19 protein-coding genes are annotated in these 20,704 nt (G+C 37.2%); 5 read left to right on the top strand and 14 right to left on the bottom strand.

The window, feature by feature from the left end; translation table 11 throughout:
* Positions 1 to 139: 139 nt before the first annotated feature.
* Positions 140 to 667, bottom strand: a complete 528-nt coding sequence (locus tag GM920_RS00335) for a helix-turn-helix domain-containing protein (RefSeq protein WP_182952627.1) — start codon at positions 665 to 667, stop codon at positions 140 to 142.
* 531 nt (positions 668 to 1,198) lie between these two features.
* Between GM920_RS00335 and GM920_RS00330 the strand changes: the two genes are divergently transcribed.
* The 3 genes from GM920_RS00330 to GM920_RS00320 are packed head-to-tail and all read left to right on the top strand — an operon-like array spanning position 1,199 to position 7,265.
* Positions 1,199 to 4,396 (top strand): SusC/RagA family TonB-linked outer membrane protein, encoded by a 3,198-nt coding sequence (locus tag GM920_RS00330; protein ID WP_182952626.1) that lies wholly within the window; start codon positions 1,199 to 1,201, stop codon positions 4,394 to 4,396.
* 12 nt (positions 4,397 to 4,408) lie between these two features.
* The gene (locus GM920_RS00325) at positions 4,409 to 5,788 is read left to right on the top strand and encodes a RagB/SusD family nutrient uptake outer membrane protein (protein ID WP_182952625.1); all 1,380 of its coding nucleotides are present in this window, start codon (positions 4,409 to 4,411) and stop codon (positions 5,786 to 5,788) included.
* A gap of 1 nt (position 5,789) precedes the next feature.
* Positions 5,790 to 7,265: a TlpA family protein disulfide reductase gene (locus GM920_RS00320; protein WP_182952624.1), complete on the top strand. Its 1,476-nt coding sequence runs from the start codon at positions 5,790 to 5,792 to the stop codon at positions 7,263 to 7,265.
* A 75-nt stretch (positions 7,266 to 7,340) separates the two neighbouring features.
* Here the strand turns inward: GM920_RS00320 and GM920_RS00315 are convergent, their stop codons facing one another.
* The 13 genes from GM920_RS00315 to GM920_RS00255 all read right to left on the bottom strand — a co-directional run bounded on the left by GM920_RS00315 (position 7,341) and on the right by GM920_RS00255 (position 18,424).
* A complete protein-coding gene (locus GM920_RS00315; RefSeq protein WP_182952623.1) occupies positions 7,341 to 7,673 on the bottom strand; it encodes a hypothetical protein in 333 nt (110 codons plus the stop codon).
* 18 nt (positions 7,674 to 7,691) lie between these two features.
* Positions 7,692 to 8,147 carry a MauE/DoxX family redox-associated membrane protein gene (locus tag GM920_RS00310; protein WP_182952622.1) on the bottom strand — a complete coding sequence of 152 codons (456 nt, stop codon included), beginning with the start codon at positions 8,145 to 8,147 and terminating at the stop codon, positions 7,692 to 7,694.
* Positions 8,148 to 8,523: 376 nt separating this feature from the next.
* Entirely contained in the window at positions 8,524 to 9,117 is a 594-nt protein-coding gene (locus GM920_RS00305; protein WP_182952621.1) for a cyclic nucleotide-binding domain-containing protein, read from the bottom strand.
* The gene (locus GM920_RS00300) at positions 9,114 to 10,073 is read right to left on the bottom strand and encodes a helix-turn-helix transcriptional regulator (protein WP_182952620.1); all 960 of its coding nucleotides are present in this window, start codon (positions 10,071 to 10,073) and stop codon (positions 9,114 to 9,116) included. The genes GM920_RS00305 and GM920_RS00300 overlap by 4 nt, the downstream gene beginning before the upstream one ends.
* 26 nt (positions 10,074 to 10,099) lie before the next feature.
* The gene (locus GM920_RS00295) at positions 10,100 to 10,675 is read right to left on the bottom strand and encodes a GNAT family N-acetyltransferase (RefSeq protein WP_182952619.1); all 576 of its coding nucleotides are present in this window, start codon (positions 10,673 to 10,675) and stop codon (positions 10,100 to 10,102) included.
* Positions 10,676 to 10,719: 44 nt separating this feature from the next.
* Entirely contained in the window at positions 10,720 to 11,373 is a 654-nt protein-coding gene (locus tag GM920_RS00290) for a TetR/AcrR family transcriptional regulator (RefSeq protein ID WP_182952618.1), read from the bottom strand.
* Between the two features lie 190 nt (positions 11,374 to 11,563).
* Positions 11,564 to 13,624, bottom strand: coding sequence for a conjugal transfer protein MobC (gene mobC / locus GM920_RS00285; protein WP_182952617.1), 2,061 nt, complete (start codon positions 13,622 to 13,624; stop codon positions 11,564 to 11,566).
* A 28-nt stretch (positions 13,625 to 13,652) separates the two neighbouring features.
* Positions 13,653 to 14,597, bottom strand: coding sequence for a DUF5712 family protein (locus GM920_RS00280; RefSeq protein ID WP_182952616.1), 945 nt, complete (start codon positions 14,595 to 14,597; stop codon positions 13,653 to 13,655).
* Positions 14,598 to 14,608: 11 nt separating this feature from the next.
* Positions 14,609 to 15,187: a BfmA/BtgA family mobilization protein gene (locus tag GM920_RS00275; protein WP_182952615.1), complete on the bottom strand. Its 579-nt coding sequence runs from the start codon at positions 15,185 to 15,187 to the stop codon at positions 14,609 to 14,611.
* Between the two features lie 203 nt (positions 15,188 to 15,390).
* Positions 15,391 to 15,753, bottom strand: a complete 363-nt coding sequence (locus tag GM920_RS00270; RefSeq protein ID WP_182952614.1) for a hypothetical protein — start codon at positions 15,751 to 15,753, stop codon at positions 15,391 to 15,393.
* Positions 15,754 to 15,981: 228 nt separating this feature from the next.
* Positions 15,982 to 16,797 carry a 3-methyl-2-oxobutanoate hydroxymethyltransferase gene (gene panB / locus GM920_RS00265; RefSeq protein WP_182952613.1) on the bottom strand — a complete coding sequence of 272 codons (816 nt, stop codon included), beginning with the start codon at positions 16,795 to 16,797 and terminating at the stop codon, positions 15,982 to 15,984.
* A 216-nt stretch (positions 16,798 to 17,013) separates the two neighbouring features.
* On the bottom strand, positions 17,014 to 17,415 hold the full coding sequence (locus GM920_RS00260; RefSeq protein ID WP_182952612.1) for a PaaI family thioesterase: 402 nt from the start codon (positions 17,413 to 17,415) through the stop codon (positions 17,014 to 17,016).
* A gap of 40 nt (positions 17,416 to 17,455) precedes the next feature.
* Complete coding sequence (locus tag GM920_RS00255) at positions 17,456 to 18,424, bottom strand: bifunctional helix-turn-helix transcriptional regulator/GNAT family N-acetyltransferase (RefSeq protein WP_182952611.1); 969 nt, start codon at positions 18,422 to 18,424, stop codon at positions 17,456 to 17,458.
* 355 nt (positions 18,425 to 18,779) lie between these two features.
* Here GM920_RS00255 and GM920_RS00250 point away from each other — a divergent pair, with 355 nt between their 5' ends.
* Both GM920_RS00250 and GM920_RS00245 read left to right on the top strand, forming a co-directional pair.
* Positions 18,780 to 19,343, top strand: coding sequence for an RNA polymerase sigma factor (locus GM920_RS00250; protein WP_182952610.1), 564 nt, complete (start codon positions 18,780 to 18,782; stop codon positions 19,341 to 19,343).
* Positions 19,344 to 19,413: 70 nt separating this feature from the next.
* On the top strand, positions 19,414 to 20,577 hold the full coding sequence (locus tag GM920_RS00245; protein WP_182952609.1) for a FecR family protein: 1,164 nt from the start codon (positions 19,414 to 19,416) through the stop codon (positions 20,575 to 20,577).
* The last annotated feature ends 127 nt before the right edge of the window (positions 20,578 to 20,704 follow it).

The raw sequence follows: 20,704 nt of genomic DNA, 5'->3' as shown, positions 1-20,704 counted from the left end.
TTGAATAAAATAAGGGAAAACCCTTACAGGCTATTTAAATATATTTTAGGACCTCCGTGCGCGAACTCTACGGATACTATAGATGATTCTCACTAATAGAAAACTTACACAAAAATTATATAACTATAGAAATTAAAAATTATTCCCCATCGTTATACTTCTTTCTTGAGTATTCATTGGTATTAAGCTTCGTCTGATGCTTTTTGATTTCAATCGAGTCAGGCATCCGCTTTAGTGCATTTGAAATAGAAGTTCCTAGAAACGACCAACCAAACTTTTCAAAATAGGCCTTTACTTCACCGATTTCTCTTGGCTTGTCAAGAAAATTAGATTTTAGCAATTTGAATTTAATTGCATAAACAATTGTAGGGCGTTTATGTAAAAGATTGAGTAGCTCCTTATTCGTTTTATGTTCATTGATAAAAGATTCTCTAAAATCAGCAGGGATCGAGATTTCTCCATAAAGAAGGTCATTCATTTCTATATTAAAGAATACTAAAAGTTTTTCTAAGGTGCTTAAACTATTCGAAGCTCTGCCGTATTCAAGGTTAGTTATTGTACCAGGAGAAACCTCAACTAGATGAGAAAAATCAACCTGAGACAAACCTAAAGCCTCTCTTAAAAGCTTTACATTGGTGCCGATTATTTTTTTATCGAATTTAATCATTGATCAAATTGACAAAGACAAATCATTTCAAATACTTCAATTAATTGTTTATTTTGAATTAATTAGGTATATTTGATAAAGTTAAGTAAGTACTAATTAGAGTCTTGCGGTCGCACATTCTGACGCCGTGACGTAAGACAGCAGAAAATACCTATATCTATTAGTAGATACACTATATTTGTGTATCGAAAATAGATGTGGGGGCTGCTGTTCGACCGTGTCACATAAGGCGTCAGAAACTTTATAAAGCGCCACGGTTGGTAGCCCCCACATTTATTTTACTCCAACCAACAAGACTCATATTAATCAATATGGGTTATGCAAAATCTAAACAAAACCAAGTTTCACTTTTACATTTCTATCTTGAAAAAGATGGACTTAACTGTCAATGTACATGCTACATTAAGTGGAATCACCCCACTGGAACGACTTTATTCAATTAAACCCAAAGCCCCTATTTGATCATCATACAGTTTCCAATCATTATCTCCTAGGAGATAACACCTAACCATTTATCATTCCTAAAACTGTATGAAAAAAACGATATATCTACTCGTAATGGCTGTGCTATGCCTAAATGTTAAGGTACCTGCACAACAATTGACTGAACTCAAGGGACAAGTCACGAGTACATCAGACAAACCATTAGCTGGTGCAACTATAAAAATCAAATCAGAAACTACGGTATCCACAACCGATCCAAATGGCGTTTTCACCATAAAAACAAGTGTAAAGGCCGGCACATTGATCGTAAGTTTCCTGGGCTATCAAACTAAAGAACTGCAATTCGATATTAAAAAGGCAAAATATATCAACATTATTCTCCAAGAATCAGCAAATGCTTTAACCGAGGTTTCCATTGTTAGTACTGGATATCAGAATATTTCGAGAGACAGAGTTACTGGTAGCTTTGTGGTCATAGATAGTATCCTATTAAACCGAAAAATAAGCCCCAACATCTTAGAAAGACTGGATGGAATTGCAAGCGGCTTATTGTTTAATAGGAATAAAACTCAGGGTGGGCAAAGCGATATAAATATAAGAGGACGAAGTACCATTAATGGGGAGGATAAACCACTAATCATCCTGGATAACTTTCCTTATGAAGGAGACCTAAGTAACATTAATCCAAATGATGTTAAAACCATTGACATATTGAAAGATGCAGCCGCCGCATCAATCTGGGGTACACGTGCTGGCAATGGGGTAATTGTAATTACCACTTACAAAGGGAAGTACGCCACTAAACAACAGATTAGTTTCAATACCAATATCACTGTAGGCGATAAACCTAATCTACACCAAATGCCTTGGTTTTCCGCATCAGAGTGGATCGAGCAAGAAAAGTTCATTTATGATAAAGGAGGATACAATACAACGATCAACAATGGTTACTCAGCCATATCAGCGGCCGTGGAAATATTTAATCACGCAAAAAATAAAAAGATGTCATCAGCAGATTCGCTAAAGCTGATAAATCAACTGAAGCAAAATGATGTAAGGGATGAAATGTTAAAATATTTATACCGCCCTAGTTTAAACCAGCAATATGCATTAAATCTTAAAGGAGGCGGAATCAAAAATAAGTACTTTGTTTCCATTGGATATGATAAGAATCTAATGACTAAAATAACAGATAGTTACAATCGGTTAACCCTATCAGCAAACCGTTCCTATCTATTATTAAAGGATAAACTGGAGATCAGTACTGGTCTTTCCTTTACTTCGAGTACTTCAGAAACCGGAGACACTTACATTCCAACATCACCTTATGACCGATTAGCTGATGATCAGGGCAATTCACTTGCTGTAAAAAATTTCTTTAGACTGTCCTATGTAGATACTGTTGGGAAAGGAAAATTGCTGGATTGGCATTACCGACCATTAAATGAAAATCAAAGTAAATCTCAATACAAAACAACAAATTACACGTTTAATGCTGGGCTTAACTATACTATCTTTAATGGCTTTAAAGCTACTTTTTTGTATCAACACCAAAAACAAAACGGTGTATCAAAAATTAATTATGATGCAGATTCCTATTACACCAGAGATTACATCAATCGTTTATCAACTATCAATAAGAATACAGGAACGGTACAGCAAGTTGTTCCTTATGGAGATATTTTCACGAATAACGGAGCTCAATACGCAGCTAATTACGGAAGGTTTCAGCTCAACTTTGACAAAATATTTTCAGGTAACCATAGAATCACATCGATAGGTGGACTGGAGGTAAGAGATGGACGTACAGACAACCTTGCTCAAAAATTCTATGGCTATAATCCTTCAACCGGCACCCACGCAAACACATCGATCAATTTTACAAATGATTATCCCTTATTTTATGATCCAACCAGTACATTAAGAATAGACCTTGGTCAGACATCCAGTTACCTTCAGGACAGATTTATATCTTATTATGCAAATGCAAATTATTCCTTTAAAGATAGATATGTACTCACGGTCAGTGCTAGAAAAGACGAGTCTAATATATTTGGGGTAAAACCAAATCAAAAAGGTGTGCCCCTGTGGTCTACAGGACTTGCATGGGAGATCAGCAAAGAAAAATTTTATAACCTCTCCTGGATACCATTTTTGAAAATCAGAGGAAGTTTTGGCTATTCAGGTAATGTGAGCAAAAGCATAAGTGCCTATTTAACAGCTTCAGCTATTGGATCTAATACTTACGGTTCCCAATTTAGCTTAATTGTCAACCCTCCCAATCCCTCATTAAAATGGGAAAAAGTTAAAGTGATTAATCTGGGTTTAGATTTCGCCTTTAAAAACAATATCATATCCGGGACACTTGAGCCCTATCTTAAATATGGTTTAGACCTTTTTGGAACAACAAATTTAGCGCCACAAACCGGCTTGCTTACCTATCAGGGAAACTTTGCCAATACAAAAACCAAAGGACTGGATTTAACAATAAACACGATTAATATAAACCGCACACTAAAATGGAATACAACGTTACTTTTTAGTATGGTGAAAGATAAGGTTACCCGTTATACTGCTTCCCGTAATCCCAATTCCAATCTAATATCCCAAAGCTATAACAACCCTGTGGAAGGCAACCCCTACTTTAGCATTTATGGTTACAAGTGGGCTGGACTTAATTCAGATGGGGATCCACTTGCATATCTAGACAACAATCCAAGCAAAGCATATTCAAGTATTAGCAATTCATTAGATCGAAGCAACCTGAAGCTAATAGGATCCGCTGTTCCAACAACCTTTGGGAGCATAAGAAATACATTCAACTATAAGCAGTTGGATCTCTCCTTCAATATCACTTATCGGCTTAATTATTTCATCAGAAGAATCTCGCTAAATAATGCTTCAATCTTTGGAGCAAACGGCTTCCAAAGCAATATAGATTACAACTTACGCTGGCAAAAAGCAGGAGACGAAGCTTTCACCAATGTACCCGCACTGGTTTATCCAAATATATCTCAGAGGAGCGCCATTTATACAAATTCAGACATTTTGGTTGTAAGAGGAGATAACATACGATTCCAGGATCTAAATATTGGATATAATCTTAAGCAGTTAATGCCACTTGCAAAGTATTTTTCAAATCTAAAAGTCTACACCTATATCACCGAGTTCGGCTATTTATGGAAAGCCAATAATTATGGAATCGACCCTGATAATTCCGGGACCTCCTTAGGGAGTCTTTCTAATCCTATGACATTTTCTTTTGGAATCAGTGCAACATTTTAAACATACCTAATTATGAAATCTATATACAAATACCAGTGCTTATTTCTCATGATTCTATTATGCGGAGCCTGTAAAAAAGAATTCCTGGATAAAAAACCTTCATCCAATATCCTAACCCCAACCACATTAGTTGAACTCCGTAGCTTACTGGAGGCTTCGGATGTAATTAGTTCTACTGGCGGTTTACCACAGATTTCTGCCGATGAATACCTGATCCTATCTACAAGTAACTATCTAGCATTACCCAATGCCGTTCAGAGAAATGGATACATATGGAGTAAAGAACTTTATGATGGAGAGGAAGTCAATGATTGGAACCTTCCATTCCGCCAAATATTCTATGCAAACAGTGTGCTTGACGTCCTTAACCGTAGCTCCTTTGCAGATAAAAAAGAAAGTGATATCATTAGGGGCTGGGCTTGTTTTGTCAGAGCCTATGCTTATTATGACTTAGCTAGGAACTTCTGTAAAGTCTATCGGGCGGAAACAGCCGATACAGATCTTGGACTTCCATTGCGATTAAAACCTGATGTTGATGTTTCTGAAAAAAGGTCTTCCTTAAAAAAAACATTTAATCAAATTTTTGATGATCTAAATATTGCCGCAGCACTACTTGACGCTTCTGTTCCACCTTTAAATAAAAACAGACCTTCAAAGACAGCAGTAATGGCCCTGAAATCAAGGATCTACTTATACATGGGGGATTATAATAATGCAGAACTATATGCAGATAGCACCATAACCTATCATAACAAATTAATTAACTATAACAATGTGAGTACAACCTCCGATACTCCCTTTGGATATAATGCTGATGAAGTGATTTATCAAACAACACATCTAGTTGCCTACTCAGCAACTTCAGGAACGGGAAACCGGTTAGATATTGAGGTGAATCCAGAAATTTATCTTCTTTTTGAGCAAAACGACTTAAGGAAATCCATTTTTTTCCGGACCAATTCTTTAGGTAAAATTAACATAAAAAGAGGTTATGTAGGCGCAGGATCCTATCCCTTTACAGGTTTGGCTACAGATGAAATTTATTTAATTAAAGCTGAATGTCTCGCACGAAAGGGGGACGCAATAGCTGCAATAGACAAACTGAACCAATTGTTAATAAACCGTTATAAAACTAATCTCTTTTTACCGTTAACAGCTACCTCCCCCGCAGATGCACTCCAAAAGATATTAAATGAGCGCAGAAAAGAACTCCTATGGAAAAGCTTGAGGTGGTCGGATTTAAAACGATTAAATCGGGATGGAGAAAATATCATTTTAACCAGATCTATAAATAATGTGACTTACACACTTCCTCCAGGCGATCCTAGATATGTGTTTCCAATCCCTAATCAAGAAATAACCTTAAGTGGAATTCAACAAAACCCAAGATAATATGAAAACGATCCTATTTATAATCATCACCTTCTTTGCAATTCACAACCCTACCTACTGCAATGCGCAACAAGGAAGTAAAACAGAAAATCCATTAGCTATCACCATAACTACCTCATTTGATCAGCCAAATGAATCAAGCAAATTAAGTGGCTCAATTGATATATTTCAAACCTACTCTAACAGTCAAATTACTTTCAACTCATCTGAAGTAAACTTCACGAATCTTGATCCAACAATGAAAAGAAAAATAACAATTCCATCGGAAATCTCCTACTTAAAAATCAACTATTCGGTGGATGGAAAAATCAGTTCATATTATTTAAATCCAACTCGGATCTACAGGGTTGAGGCAGGCGATGTCTTTGAATGCAAATTTTTTAAAGATTCTTTATTATTTTATGGACCAGATGCGGTGAAAATGAATATCCAATCAAAAATTTTTGATGTGCCTAATAGGGCACATTTAAAAAAGGAACTATCTCAATCTGACCCGGCTTATTTTGATACAGAGATTAGCAAGTATGAAGACAAATTCCAAGAGCAAATTGCGCTTTTAGCTCATTACAAAAAAGAGTTGAGCGAGGAACTCTACGATTATCTTTATTTTCAATGTTTAGGCCTCAAACACTACCGTTGCGTGAGCCTAATTACCGTTTCCAGGGCTCTTGGGCCTAATTTAGGAGCACGTGCAGTTGACTATTACAACCAAAAGTTAAAACATACGATTATAAGATATTCTGACGCTGCAAATGAAGCTTCCTATTTTACGGACTTTCTATTTAGAAAGGAAAAGATGGAATATGAACTTGAATTTAAAAAAGCTGGATTTAACAAGACAGACGCTAATCTGCTCCTGGACCGAATTTCTAACGGTTACAAGGGTTTAACAAGAGAAAAGCTCTTGATAACGGCGATGATTGACCTTCCAAAAAGTTACAATGATGCTGATGCATATCTAGAACAAAGGAATTCTCTGACTTCAAAACACTCACCGTACCAGGAAATTCTCGAACAAATTAGGCTTGCATTTACCCCAAATACTAAGGCCTATGATTTTTCATTATTAGATTCAAGTGGGAGGTCTCATCGCCTTAACGATTTCAAAGGAAAAGTGGTATTAATGGACTTTTGGTTTACCGGCTGCAGGGGATGCGCCATTTTAAACAAAATGATGACTCCAGTTTTTGACCACTTTAAAAACAATAAAAAAGTTGTGTTCATTTCCGTGAGTATTGATTCAAATCGAGAAATTTGGTTAAAATCACTTAAAGAAGAAGTTTACACCCATACAATTAGCATCAACCTACTGTCTGATAAAGAGAGACAACTAATTAAATATTATAATATCACCTCTTATCCAACACTTTTATTGATAAATTCTGAAGGAAAACTCATCACGAAAAAGCCTCCCTTTCCTACAGATGAGGCTTCACGGAAAGATCTTATCAGGTTAGTTGAAATGGGGTTTCAGTAATTAAGAATTCATCTTCTTTAATAGTAAGTCAGGTATAAAAATAGGGCAGCATAAACAATGCTGCCCCAATTAAAATTAATTAAAATAGCTTCCTGTTCCAGAAGTTGAATAAGGAGTCAAGGTATAATCTCCCAAATCAGCAACAGGGATGATTTCTGGACTAGCAGCTTCGGAATCAAGGTAAACTGCACACTTTTGGACGCCCACCTCTTCACAGGGATTTAAATTTGGTGGAGCTCCAGGTAATTTTTGATATTGCTGCAAGTCTTCATTCCATCCATAATAGCTAATTGCAAATTTTGCAGATGGAGTTGTTACTGTACTTTGAAATGCACTAAATCCAATCGCCAATCCAACTACCAGAAGGCTCAAAGCGATTTTTTTGATGTTTGAACTAATCTTATTCATAACATGTTTTTTAAATTTTTAAGAACTAGGTTTATTCAATAGCCATAATGCACATAAGGCAAGAACAATAAATCCCATATTAAACCATAAATGTGCCGTCCAGCTTAATTTTTCAATGATCAGATTGCAATGGCAAGGCAGCTCTTCTTCTAACAACAACATACTCAGAATGTAAGCCGTAAAAACAATCATTAGACTAATAAAGCCATATAATCCCCATTTATGAGTTTTAGGGATGATGAATAGCAGTGAAACTCCTATTTCAGCGATAGGTACCACCCAGGAGATCAAGTTAGCATAAGAACCAATTCGCTTAACATTGGTTAAGCCACTTCTGAAACTCTCATGATCTTCAATTTTGCTATACGCAGAAATTAGAAACAGGAATAAACAAACAAGAATTATTAAAAAAGCAATTCTTTCTTTGTTACGCTCTAACTTCAAATTACGCTTGATAACTGTTAACCTTATCATTGTAATAGATTTGATCATTTAAAATATTATTAATCGTGGAATCCTCCACAGTAGACCATTGGTCCACACCAATTTTAATACTCTTTGTCACCACACTCCTTTCTTTTTTATAAATATGAATTCTACAACCCTAAGTTGTGAATTGTCCATAAAAATAAAGTCGGCGAATACCGTTAAAAAAAGCGGTTAATACCCGAAAAAAATCCGGCCAAAACCGGATTTGGAAAAAAACAAAGTCTATGAATGCTAATTTTAGCACCTAGCCGATGCTAAAAGTGTCTTTTAGCTTATTAAAGATTTGAAAGACAGAGTTTTTAAAACCCAGGTTGTGGGAAATAATCCTCTTAGAAAAAAAGCAAGAATAGATATTAGTGATTTAATATTTCTTTCTAAGTCTGCCAAGTCTATCAGCAGACATACTCATATATTCGGCAACAAATTTCAGCTTAGTAACTCCCAACAACTGAAGTAAGGATTGCTTATGTTTCAAATAACGATCCACTGTATTTAAATTTTTGATATCATCGATATGCTCTTGTCTCAGTTTATCATAAGTTCCTCTGATTTTTTCAGTAACGATTTCGGTTTCTTTAAATTCATCCTTAAGCAAGGTCCAATCCTTATAACTCATCAAAACCATTCTACAGTCCTTTAATATCTCGATGGTACATTCCGACGGTTGTTGGCTGAAAAATCCAGGAGTCGTGTATAAAAAGCTCATTTCAGACCAGAACCACATTGTTTTCTCCTCAAAGGTTTCTGTGTTTACCCTGATTTCCCTTGCAAGCCCCTCCAGCATAAACCAAACAATCTGTTGTTTTTCATGAAAATTAAGGATCCTACTCCCCTTTTTATAGGCAGTTTCCTGCAACCTACTCCTCAACGTTGACTTAAACATGTGGTTCAAGACAAAGTAAGTTTCCAAAATTTGGATGAGCTTATGGAAAGAAGCATCGGATATGGGATTCATGAGTACAAGGGGTTATGGGAATGCATAAACTCATCAGCAAAACCTAACTTTTGCATGAGTTCAATCTTTTTATTGACCCCCGTTTTAAAAAAAATATGTCTTATGTGCGTATCTACGGTTTTTTCAGATATAAATTCAAGTCCGGCAATTTCCTTATACATCAAACCACTGCAAAGCAGTTCCGCGATCTTTTTCTCCCTGGGAGTGAGTCCGAAATTCTCACATCGCTTTTGAAAGCGATGCTGCCTGCTCGCAAAACCGGTTAGTTTTTGTTCTTCCTGGATTCTGGCTTTGACTACAGATCGAACCGTAAACATTACGGTAAGAAACAAAAAACCAAAATTCGTAAGTAATACCTCAAGCCATTGAGTGATGTTAAAATAGGTAAACAGGCTCAGGCAGGCCCATGGCAACACGGCACAATACACCCCAAACACCTCCACAGTATCCGAACAATACAATGAGGCCTGTTTGGTTTTAAATTTAACTTTGATCGCTGAAAAAATTGCCCACATCATATAAATCGAATATCCAAAAGGAACAATCAATCCATATCGCATTGCAAAATCCAAATCACCCCCAATCCCATAAAGTAATACAAAAAACAGTAAATACGGAACTATTAAAAAAAGCTGAGCGCCATAAAATGCATGAAATCGAAGTAATTTCAAGTCAAAACTTTTATAGAAGTAAAAAGGAAAATAGGAAGCCATTAGAAACCCTGCTCCATAGGCTATGATATTCTGGAATACAATTGGTAAAGGCAACTCTGGATCTGGCAACAAGCCACACGTAATATTATAAAAAAGCAATAAACCGAGCAAAATCAGATACCATAACAAGGGCTTATCCTCTGGACATAACAAGTAACGATACAACTGTACAGCCAACATCATTAACTCACAAATCACCAATATAAAAGTGATCAAATGCATTTCAGAACCAAACACCACCATAACAGCTCATATTTAAAGAATATTAATTAAGTCTCCATTTTCATAAAATATAGTTTATAACCTAGATCCAGTTCATGATATATTCTAAAGCCAAGGTGCTCATACCAGGACACATTTTTCAAAACTGATGTCTCCAGAAATATGGGTCTTTTCATTACTCTGGCATCTGCAATCAACTCTTCCATCATTTCGGTGCCCAGCCCTTGGTGCTGAGCCATCGGATCCACACCAATGAACCATAAATAATACATCTTTTGCATTTTGGGCTGCGTCTGCTTAATCATTCTATCACGTCTCAATATTTTAGACAACCTTTTTAAGCCAATCACATTGAAGATTAGTTTTAAATCCCAAATCATCATTTTCAAAGAAAACAACTTCTTATCGGGTAACAACACCAATGCACAAGCCTTCCGATCTTGTGAAACTAAAACCTTTCCATAGGCACTACAAACCTTAAAGGAATAATCCATTAGATTAGCCAAGCGCTTAAAACGCTTTTCATCTTGTTTGATAATGTAATTTACACTCAGGTTATGTTCAAATGCATCAGCTAAAATCTTCTGCACGAATTTCCTATTCTTAGTTGGCGCTGCTGTCATATTCATAAGTTTAAAATTCAACATCAATTCATTAGATTAACTCATTATTTTTTGATATCCTGGTAATTAAATGACCATTCAATCATCTGCCGTATTGTTTTCAAAATCGTTTCCCTTCCTTGCTCAGTTCTCATATTGATCCCGCAATTAATGGCATCATTTTTTTTAGATTGAAGTACCATGTAATAAATTCCTGAAGACATTATAGCAGTTACTGCCCGGTAATTAATCTCAGAATTTTCAAAATATTTGGCTGTTAGTGAGAAAAAAAGTTCTGCCATACTTTCCCTCACCACACTTAATCTTTTTAAAGTTTTACTCTCCTCGGAGATTTCAGAAAGTATAATTTGCTGCATCTCCTCACTGGTAATTAAATAATTCAGCTGCTGTTGAAGCAAATCTGAAATCCTTGCTATGATTTGTTCTTTACTGGCGTCGGGACTAAAAACCTCTTGAAATTCCTGGTTTTCAGCCAGCCAAAAGTCCTTCTTTCTGATGTATGTTTCCACCAAGGTATCCACATCTCCAAAATACCGGTAAATGAGATTTTTATTTACACCAGCAGTCTTTGCAATCCGGTTTAACCCAAGACCACGAAACCCATCCTTTTTTAAAATTGCACCAACTGCAGTAATCAATTTACGCTCAGTCAAGGCTCTATTCTTAACTTTCTTTAAGGTGACCTCTTCCATTTTCATTTTACACTTTATAATATGATGATTACTTATTTCAGAGGGTTCTGTACCTAAAAATTAATGTACCCGATTACAAAAAATTGGTTACACTAATTTAAGTAGTATAAATTTAATTATCAAGAGTTATTTTTCGTAAAAGACTAATTATCAATTACATAAAAGAAAAACAAAGAAACATATGATTTAGGTGAAATTAAATTGGGCTGATTTGATCTAAAGGTATATTCGGTTTATTCTGCCTTTTTGGTCTTCTGACCACTTTCTTTAACTCTTGTTTTTCCTCAGGTTCCTTTACTACTGGGCTGGTTTGATCAACCAACTTTTGCAGTTCAATTTTCACTAAATCCCTTACCTCAGTTTTTATTCTCTGGTACACCTGCTCAACATCTAAAGCAGTGATATTTTCAACTATGGGGATCATTTGATACGCAGCCTCTTCATCTTTAATCGCCTGGTGGTCATTTTGAATTTCACAATGGAACATCTTCAGCTTCATTTTCTGATTAGGATTATCCGAAAGTATGCCCACAAACTCACCCGAAGATAGTGTGGCAATTTTAGAAGCGGGTATCGCAGTCTCCAGTTGTAAAGACTTAGAGATAGAGGTATCACCGCTGCTAATGCTCATCGTTTCCCGGTCCTGCATGATTCTACCAAAATTTTCACTGAATTTTTTAGCCGTATCCCCTGTGACCTGGCCGGAAATGATGTTTCCAACGATACCAGTAATCACCGCAGCCTGTTCTTGTCCATAATCTTTACGAATTTGTTCAATGCTCTGAACTGCCAAACTCACACTTATCAGGTTTGATCTGCAGGTTGCTATCAGGCTATCGGTACCATTGAAAAAAATCGAAGGAAATTCGTCGAAGACCAGACTAGATTTCAGCTGGCCTTTCCGATTCACCAGCTTGATCATCTTAGAAATGTATAAGGAAAGTACAGCCCCATAAGTCTGCTGCTTTTGAGGGTTATTCCCCATACACACGATCTTTGGTTCCTGAGGATTATTTAGATCCAGGGTCAAATCATTGCCGCTGAGCACATAATATAATTGAGGTGAGGCTAATCTTGCCAGGCCAATTTTAGCGCTGGCAATTTGCCCTTCCAGCTGAGCCTTGGCATTATTCTGATAAGCCGAGATAAATGGGTTAATCAGTACCTGAATCTCTTCACATGTCACTAAAATTGCAAAGAGCTGATCATAATGCACCTGCATCAGTTCTATCACATGAGGCAGTGTACAGTACCTGCCGTTTTCATAACATCGCAAATACCATATGATGGAGGTTAAAAAATTGATGGGAGATTCCACAAAGAAATCTCCCTGTTTTTTGATCCAGTCCCGGTTCAGGCCCATCATAATGGTTCTGGAAGCCTCCGTTGCATCAGTGATGTCATCCATACTCACCGGATCCAAAGGGTTACAGCGGTGGGTACGACTCAGATCATCAAAATTAATGATGTAAAATTTAGGCTTAACCTTATAAAGGTGATAGTATTTCAGCAGCTTGTTATAGGCAATCCTGGAAAGGTCATCATATTTAAAATCATAAACGAACATACTAAAGCCCTTAGCCAGATGCTGATCTATGATGTGGCGGATCACAAAATAGCTCTTTCCTGCTCCAGGACTCCCTGCAATCAGTATCCCCCTAAACGGATTAATGATATTGATCCAGCTATCTCTAATACGGTCTTTTAACTGGTACTTGGCCGGCAAATTAATAGAGTATTCATTCTCTATGAGCTGCTCCTGTTGTGGGAAAGTTTCATTTTCTGTATTAAATACATCCTTATTCAGACTGTCTTTTATCAGCCTGGAAATTTTGGTCCCTCCAGATAACAGTAGCAAGTAGCCGGTAAGCGTTAAACCTATATAGCAAACAGCCACAAGTTCAGCACCAGCATTCAAATAAAAGCACACTACACTAGAGAAATACAAGAGTAGACCTGAAATCAAATAACCGATAATTTTCTTTACTTGGATCCCCTCTTCGATTCGCCCTTTTATACCTAAGAGTGAAATGACAAGACAGAGTAGTGCTGACACCTTCGCAACTAAAACCCCGTTAAATAATCCAGTATTAGCAATATTTTCAATGATTCTGTTGGTGATTATCGTAGTCCAGCCCCAGCTTTCAAAAGCGACATAGCAGCTCAGGTAAAAATGTACAGAAAGTATAAAAATGCTGATGTAGCGTGTAAAGTCTACAATCTTCCTAAGGGCAGTCAGATCCTCTCCGGTATTCATAAGTACGATAAGTTTATTGGTGGAATTTTTATAGACTGAGTTCTTGCTGCTGGCGATTGCCTTTTTTGCGACGCTTCTTTTTCTTGATGCTCGGGGCCGAATCATCATTACTTTTTGCCAAAGCGATTTCCAGAAAGTTTGTGGGCGTGATGGCCTTTAAATAGCTTGGCAACTCCAATTTTAATTCAGCCGTTGGTTTCCTGGATTTATCGGGAGTATTGGTCTGTTTTAGTACTCTTTCCCCTTGCTGCTGAATTTCTAATCGCTGCTCCAGATTGCCATTTTTTAGGGTATTAGCATAATTAAAAGTATCCTCCATGCCTCGATCAAATCCAAACTGCTGATCAAATAATCTTTCTCCAGAAGCTTTAAAAGCTGAGCGATCAAACTGTCCGAGCTTCTGGGAATGGGCAGCATTTTTACCTTTAGAGGTATTCATCGGACTTAGTCTAATGCGATTGGTAATATCCTTTCGGCTCACGATGACCTGAATATGCAGCTGTTCCCCGGGTTTGGGGCTTCCTTTTTTTACGGTACCCTCTTTAACCTGGGGATCTTTGTAGCTGTAATAACGGTAATGTTCCAACTTTGCATACCACAATAGGTCTTTTTCACTATTAACGCCAGGCCTTTTAAAATTACAGGCATATTCATCCATTATACTTGCAGCATATTCCTTTAAAGCATTCTCCGCTCCTTTTTCTCCATAAAGCCCTTTGAGGTAACTGATCTCTTTCTTTGAGGGACTGATGTTGATCAAAAAAAACTTAGCATCATCCTTACATAGTTTGGCAATGTTCTGATCCAGACTGTGTTTAACCAAATATGATGGAATGGCATCACTTGTACCATTAAACCACAGTTCAGGTTTCAGGTCACCAGAAATTCTATTCTCCTTATCCAGGTAATGTACCAGCTGCCCGCAGCTGCCTTTATTATTACCCTTATCACTGTCAGTAATATTGATATACATAAGGATTGGTTTTAAATAGCAGCTATTTGTTTTCTGGCCAGTTCAACCAGCTCTTCCTTTTCCCTTGTTTTGAAACTTCCCAGATTCTCCCTGTTTTTAATATAAGTATCCAGTATGATTAGGAATTTCTGCTGAAGGATTCTTTTAATTTCCCTATCCTGATACAAAACCTTAATCATCTTTTCGGATTCAGCAATTGCTTTTATCTGGACCTGCTGATTCTCCAGTAAGGATTTGTTTGCCTTCAATACCTGATCATTAAAAAAGCTGACGATTTGCTCCTGATTTTTGATCATGCGTTCCATCTCTACCCGCATAGGAATGAGCAATACCTTTTCCTGGGACTTAATAAAGCTGGTATAAGCATCATGGTTTCTAGACAAGGTCTTTCTTAGCTGCTCTTCACCAATATCCAGCGGATCTTTACTGCTACGGTAAAAGTATTCCACCATCTGCACAAAGAGCAGGCTTTGATTTCTTCCGAATTTTTCTGAGAGCTTCAGCAGTTTGTTGTGGGCTGATACCGGAAATCGAATGGATTTCTCTGGTGGCCTGTTCCTTTTGTTGGTTTTATTTGGGGATATATCCATGGATATACTGTTTTATGGGTTTAAGCTAGCCTGGAGCTAGCTGGATATATCCGGAGTATATCCAATATCCCCTCAGCGATAGCGCCAAGGGGGTAAAGTAAGGCTCTGCCTAACTTCCGCTTGCTCCTTTTCTTTAAAGAGAAAAGGCATAACAAAACACGAAATTCGCCGCAATTCATGCCCGTAAATCGAAGGGTCCGGGTTCAATCACTGGCCAAATTCTCTTCAACAATTGCATCCTTCAGAACAGGTTTACCATTCAGATTAGATTCAACAGACAGTTGCATAATAGCACCAAAGGGAACGAATCGGATTTCTGTTTCCCCAGCTAAATACAAGTCATCAACTCCTGTTTTCTTATATACTGAAAGACTAATTTTCTTACCAGATTCTTTTATAGTGAAAAAGCAATTGATGGCCATAAAAGTCTTAGACCATAACATAAAGTCCAGCTTAGCCAGGTAAACTCCAATTGGTACATCTTCTTTATAGAAAGAATAATTCTTTGGTTCATAACCCACTTCCAAAGCAGGAAAGAATCCCATAACAGTGGTTTCTCTATTCATCTCTTAAGTATTTGGATACCCAAATTTTGGACTTTTGAAACTGCTGATTTCCCATATGGGAAAAATATATATGCTACCTTACAGGGATCATCAATTAAATAAAGAACTGATGGATGAGTCAACAATTAAATAATTGCCTGAAATTTTTCCAAACGAAACCTTGCTGTTCTTCTCCTAATCTTCAGAATTGGATTTTTTGTTACTTCAGTTTCGAACAGGCTGCTTCCTTTAATATTGTTCAGTATCGTTAGGAAAATCTACAGACTTTACATCCCTGATATAGCTTTTTGCAGCATTGCCCACTACATCATACATATCTGCATATTGCCTAAGAAAACGAGGTTTAAAACCCTTATTCAGACCAAGCATATCATGTACAACTAAAACCTGGCCATCACAGTATTTACCTGCACCTATACCAATTGTTGGAATATGGAGATTTTCGGAAACTTGTTTACCGAGTAATGCAGGGATCTTTTCCAGCAACAAAGCAAAGCATCCAGCCTGTTGCAAGATCTCTGCATCGGTGATCAATTTTTTAGCCTCTACCTCATCTTTTGCACGAAGTGCGTAAGTCCCGTATTTATTAATGGACTGCGGCATTAGTCCCAAATGACCCATGACAGGGATTCCGGCACTTAGAATTAGTTTTACTGAATCCAGAATTTCTGCTCCCCCCTCTAGTTTGACACCGTGTGCGCCACTTTCTTTCATGATTCGGATAGCGGAATTAAGTGCCAGCTTTGGATTGCCCTGGTAACTGCCAAAAGGAAGATCAACCAAGACAAGTGCCCGTTTCACAGCCCTTACTACACTCTGTGCATGGTAAATCATATGTTCCAATGTGATGGGCAATGTCGTTTCATAACCTGCCATTACATTGGCAGCTGAATCACCAACTAGTATGATGTCCAGACCTGCATGGTCTAAAACCGTAGCCATTGAATAATCATAAGCAGTTAGCATGGCGATCTTTTCGCCACCTGCTTTCATGGCCTGTAGGGAATGTGTTGTGATTTTCTTAATTTCTTTATGTTGTGACATTATCTTTTTCGTTATTCTTGATGAATTGTTTGATTCTGTAGGCATGGAGCATAACAGCAATACTACCGCCAAATATTATGGGCATGGCATTGAGGAAAATGCCATATAAAATATACAATGAATTAGCGACCAATGAACAAATTCGTAAATACAGTATATTTTTCATTGCCATTGAAACGATGTTTAATAAAATTGCAATATAGCCAAGCGCATTAATCATGAATTTATAGTAATCATGGTTGCAGTCATTTTAGCTATTAATCTTTCTTCTGCTTCATCATAAACTTCACCTTCGCAAATTACCAGTGTTTTACCAGACTTCAGTACTTTGCCAATTGCTATAAGTTTCGACGTGTCTGCTGGTCTTAAAAAGTTTACCTTAAACTCTACGGTTAATACCTCTGCCTTCTCGGGCATCATGCTGAGGGCTGCATAACCACATGCACTATCGAGAATACTGGTAGCTACACCAGCATGAAAATATCCATGCTGTTGGGTAAGTGTATCTGAAAATGAGCAGGCAATTTTCACCATGCCTCTTTCAATGGAGACAAGTTCTGCACCTAAGGTTTGCATTAGATTTTGTTTACCGAAACTCTGCTTAATTCTGTCTTCCATAGTAGATTAAATTATATTAACCAATTTCACCCTTTACACATTAAGATTGATTTTCATTGTTTAAGACCAGCTCCATTTGAATATTACAACGAGTATAAGGCGTAAAACGCCCAACCACTTTTTTGAATCCAAGTTTATGGTAAAGATTAATTGCAGGTTTCAGCAAAGTATTGCTTTCAAGGTATATTTTCGATGCGCCTAGTTCATTAGCAGCATTAAGCACTGCCCGACCAAGCAACCAACCTATACTTTTACCTTGTACATCAGGAGATACAGCCATTTTCGCCATTTCATATTGGTAATCCGGATCATCCATCTTTATCAATGCACATACACCCACCGGTTTATCATTATAAAGTGCTACAAAAATCTTCCCTCCTTTATCCAAAATATATGATTTTGGATTATCTAATGCCTTATTGTCCGCCTCTTCTATTTCAAAATAATTGGAAATCCATTGCTCGTTGAGTGCTTTAAACGCTTCCTGATATTGATCCTGGAATTCAACGATCTGCACATCTTTACTTTCTCTCCTTTTGCGTTGCTCTTGCACTCTCTTGAATAAAGACTTTTGATCCAGTAGATATTCCCATTCGGCCAGAGCTTCCCAGAGATTGTGTCGGGCTTCGGCAATGATAGTCTCAATTGCAGCATCAACATCTCCACACTGCTGATTAAGGCGTTCAGCTATTGATTTTCCCATTTTTGAAAGAATAACCACATTTTTTCTCTTGTCTACAGTTTTCTGGTTTTCCTTCAATAATCCTTTTACAATCATTTCTTTGACAATCTTACTCACCGAGGGCTGAGAATGTCCAATTTCCATTGCAATCTCTGTGATCGTTTTTTCCTTGCCTTCTGTCAAAACAAAAAACACAGGAAACCATTTCGGGATAAAATTGATTTGATACAATTCATAAATTTTGGCAGAATCGTCGGTAATTCTTGCAGTAAATAAACGCAAACGACTACCCAATGCCATCTTTCCTGTTTTCTCAAAAAGCTCCATAGTATAATTAATTACATAACTAGTTATGCAAACTTAAGAATAGTAATTATATTTACAAAACTTTTTTGATGGGTATCTTAGGAGAATAGGGCTATATCATATACGTTGCATACCAATCATGTAGATTTACTGATCTATTTTCATAGTGATTTTTTAGTAGAAACTTAAAATCTTACTACGGAAAACAGCCTAAAAAATTAGAAAATAACAAGTGAAATTAAACCTCAAAAATCTGAAGAAATCCAAGAAGAAAAGGATTTTTGCAAATTTTAGTTTGCTAAAACTTTGTTAACTATCCTAAAAATATCATTAATATTGAACCTCCAAATTAGACCTACCTTTTACAACAAGACCAATGAATCAGCTGCCAACGCTTAGTGATGAACAACTTCTACTTTGCTTCCAATCTGGGGATAAACATGCCTATGAGTTGATTTATGAGCGTTATTGGGCGATTCTTTTCCGTCATGCTCAAAAAATACTACAGGATGAGGAAGAGGCAAAGGATGTAGTTCAGGAGGTGTTTACCATATTTTGGATAAAAGCTGAATCCCTCCTGCCGACCCAGCCCATCGCCGCTTTTTTATACACCGCCACGCGGAATAAAGTGCTGGATCACTTAAAGCATTGCAAGGTAAAAACAAAATATTTAGTTGCATTAAGGCTTATGATGGAACAGCAAAGCCCTCCAGCTGATGAGCACATTATTGAAAAAGAACTTGCCAGGCAAATAGAACAAGAAATTGAGTTTCTTAGCCCGCGGATGAAAGAAATATTCAAACTTAGCAGGGAACAACACAAAAGTTATAAAGAAATATCCAAGCAACTTGAAATTTCAGATAAGACTGTCAAAAAACAAATCAGCAATGCCCTTCATCTGTTAAAAGGTAAATTTCAGCTATTTTTTAGCCTGTTTTAATTTATTTTCATTTCCACTACTACCTTCGGCTAAACAAATCGTTACCTCTATAAATCCCGAATAATAGAGCATGATGACAAACAATAACCCTACACCAGAGGAATTATACGAAAGCTATCTTCAGGGAACCTGTAATGCTGAAGAAAAAAAACTAGTAGAAGAGTGGTACAATAAAATTTCTGCAAGTGCCGAACGTGAAGAGATGCCTGAAGCTGACTATGACAAAATGCGAGCTAAGATTTGGTCAGAACTGCATGCATCAACCCAATTCAACGCCAAAGGAACTGGTACCAGGCAAATTTTCCAACCTTGGAAGCTTACAGCTGCTGCCTCTATACTGATTTGTGTAGGATTGGCATTTCAGCACTTTTCATCCAGGGAGGTAAATACAATCCAGGTGTCGTCGAACACTCCAATTTCTCCCGGGGGAAATAGAGCTTACCTGACCCTATCAAACGGAGAGCGAATCCTTTTAAATAATGAGGCCTCCAACAATATCAGCAATCAGAATGGGGTTCGAATCAGCAAAACCACAGATGGACAATTAATTTACACCATAACCAATACAGAACCAGTGAACACCAGGTCAATTGCTGCCTTCAATAAAATTGAAACTCCTAAAGGCGGACAATATCAGGTGCAATTACCTGATGGAACTAAGGTGTGGCTTAATTCATCTTCCTCACTTCGATATCCAGCAAGTTTTACTGCCCTTAAAGAACGAAGGGTCGAATTAACGGGCGAAGCTTATTTTGAAGTTACGCATATTAAGAACCTACCATTTAAGGTTACAACAGGTGATCATGAAGTAAAAGTATTAGGAACTCATTTTAATGTGATGGCCTATCCAGAAGAACAAGCAATCTCTACCACCTTGCTACAAGGTTCTATAAACGTTAGTAAAGGCAGCAACTCCAGAAAGATTAAACCTGGTGAGGAATCTATTGTTAAGAAAAAAACCAATAGTATAATTATTGAAAACGCGGACCTTGACAAGGTCATGGCATGGAAAAATGGTCGTTTTGAATTTGAAGATTCTGAGCTGCCTGAAATCATGCGTCAGCTGTCCCGTTGGTATGATGTAACCATCGATTATCGTTTAACCACCAATCCGGGGAAATTTGGCGGAGGTATCAGTAAGGACCAAACGCTGGATGAAGTGTTGAAACTCATAGAAGGAAATGGCATATGCCATTTTAAAATTGAAGGTAGAAAAATCATTGTTCTGCCATAAGCAGCTCTCTATAATAGTCCAATTATTCACCTAACCCAATTTAATGATTAAAAGTAATTCAGAAAACTAAGCAAATTACCCCGATAGGAATAAAGTCAGGAATGCTACTAACATTCCTGACAGAGTT

The organism is Pedobacter gandavensis, assembly GCF_014172405.1.
Taxonomy (GTDB): Bacteria; Bacteroidota; Bacteroidia; order Sphingobacteriales; family Sphingobacteriaceae; genus Pedobacter; species Pedobacter gandavensis.
This window is presented reverse-complemented; position numbering and strand designations above follow the sequence as displayed.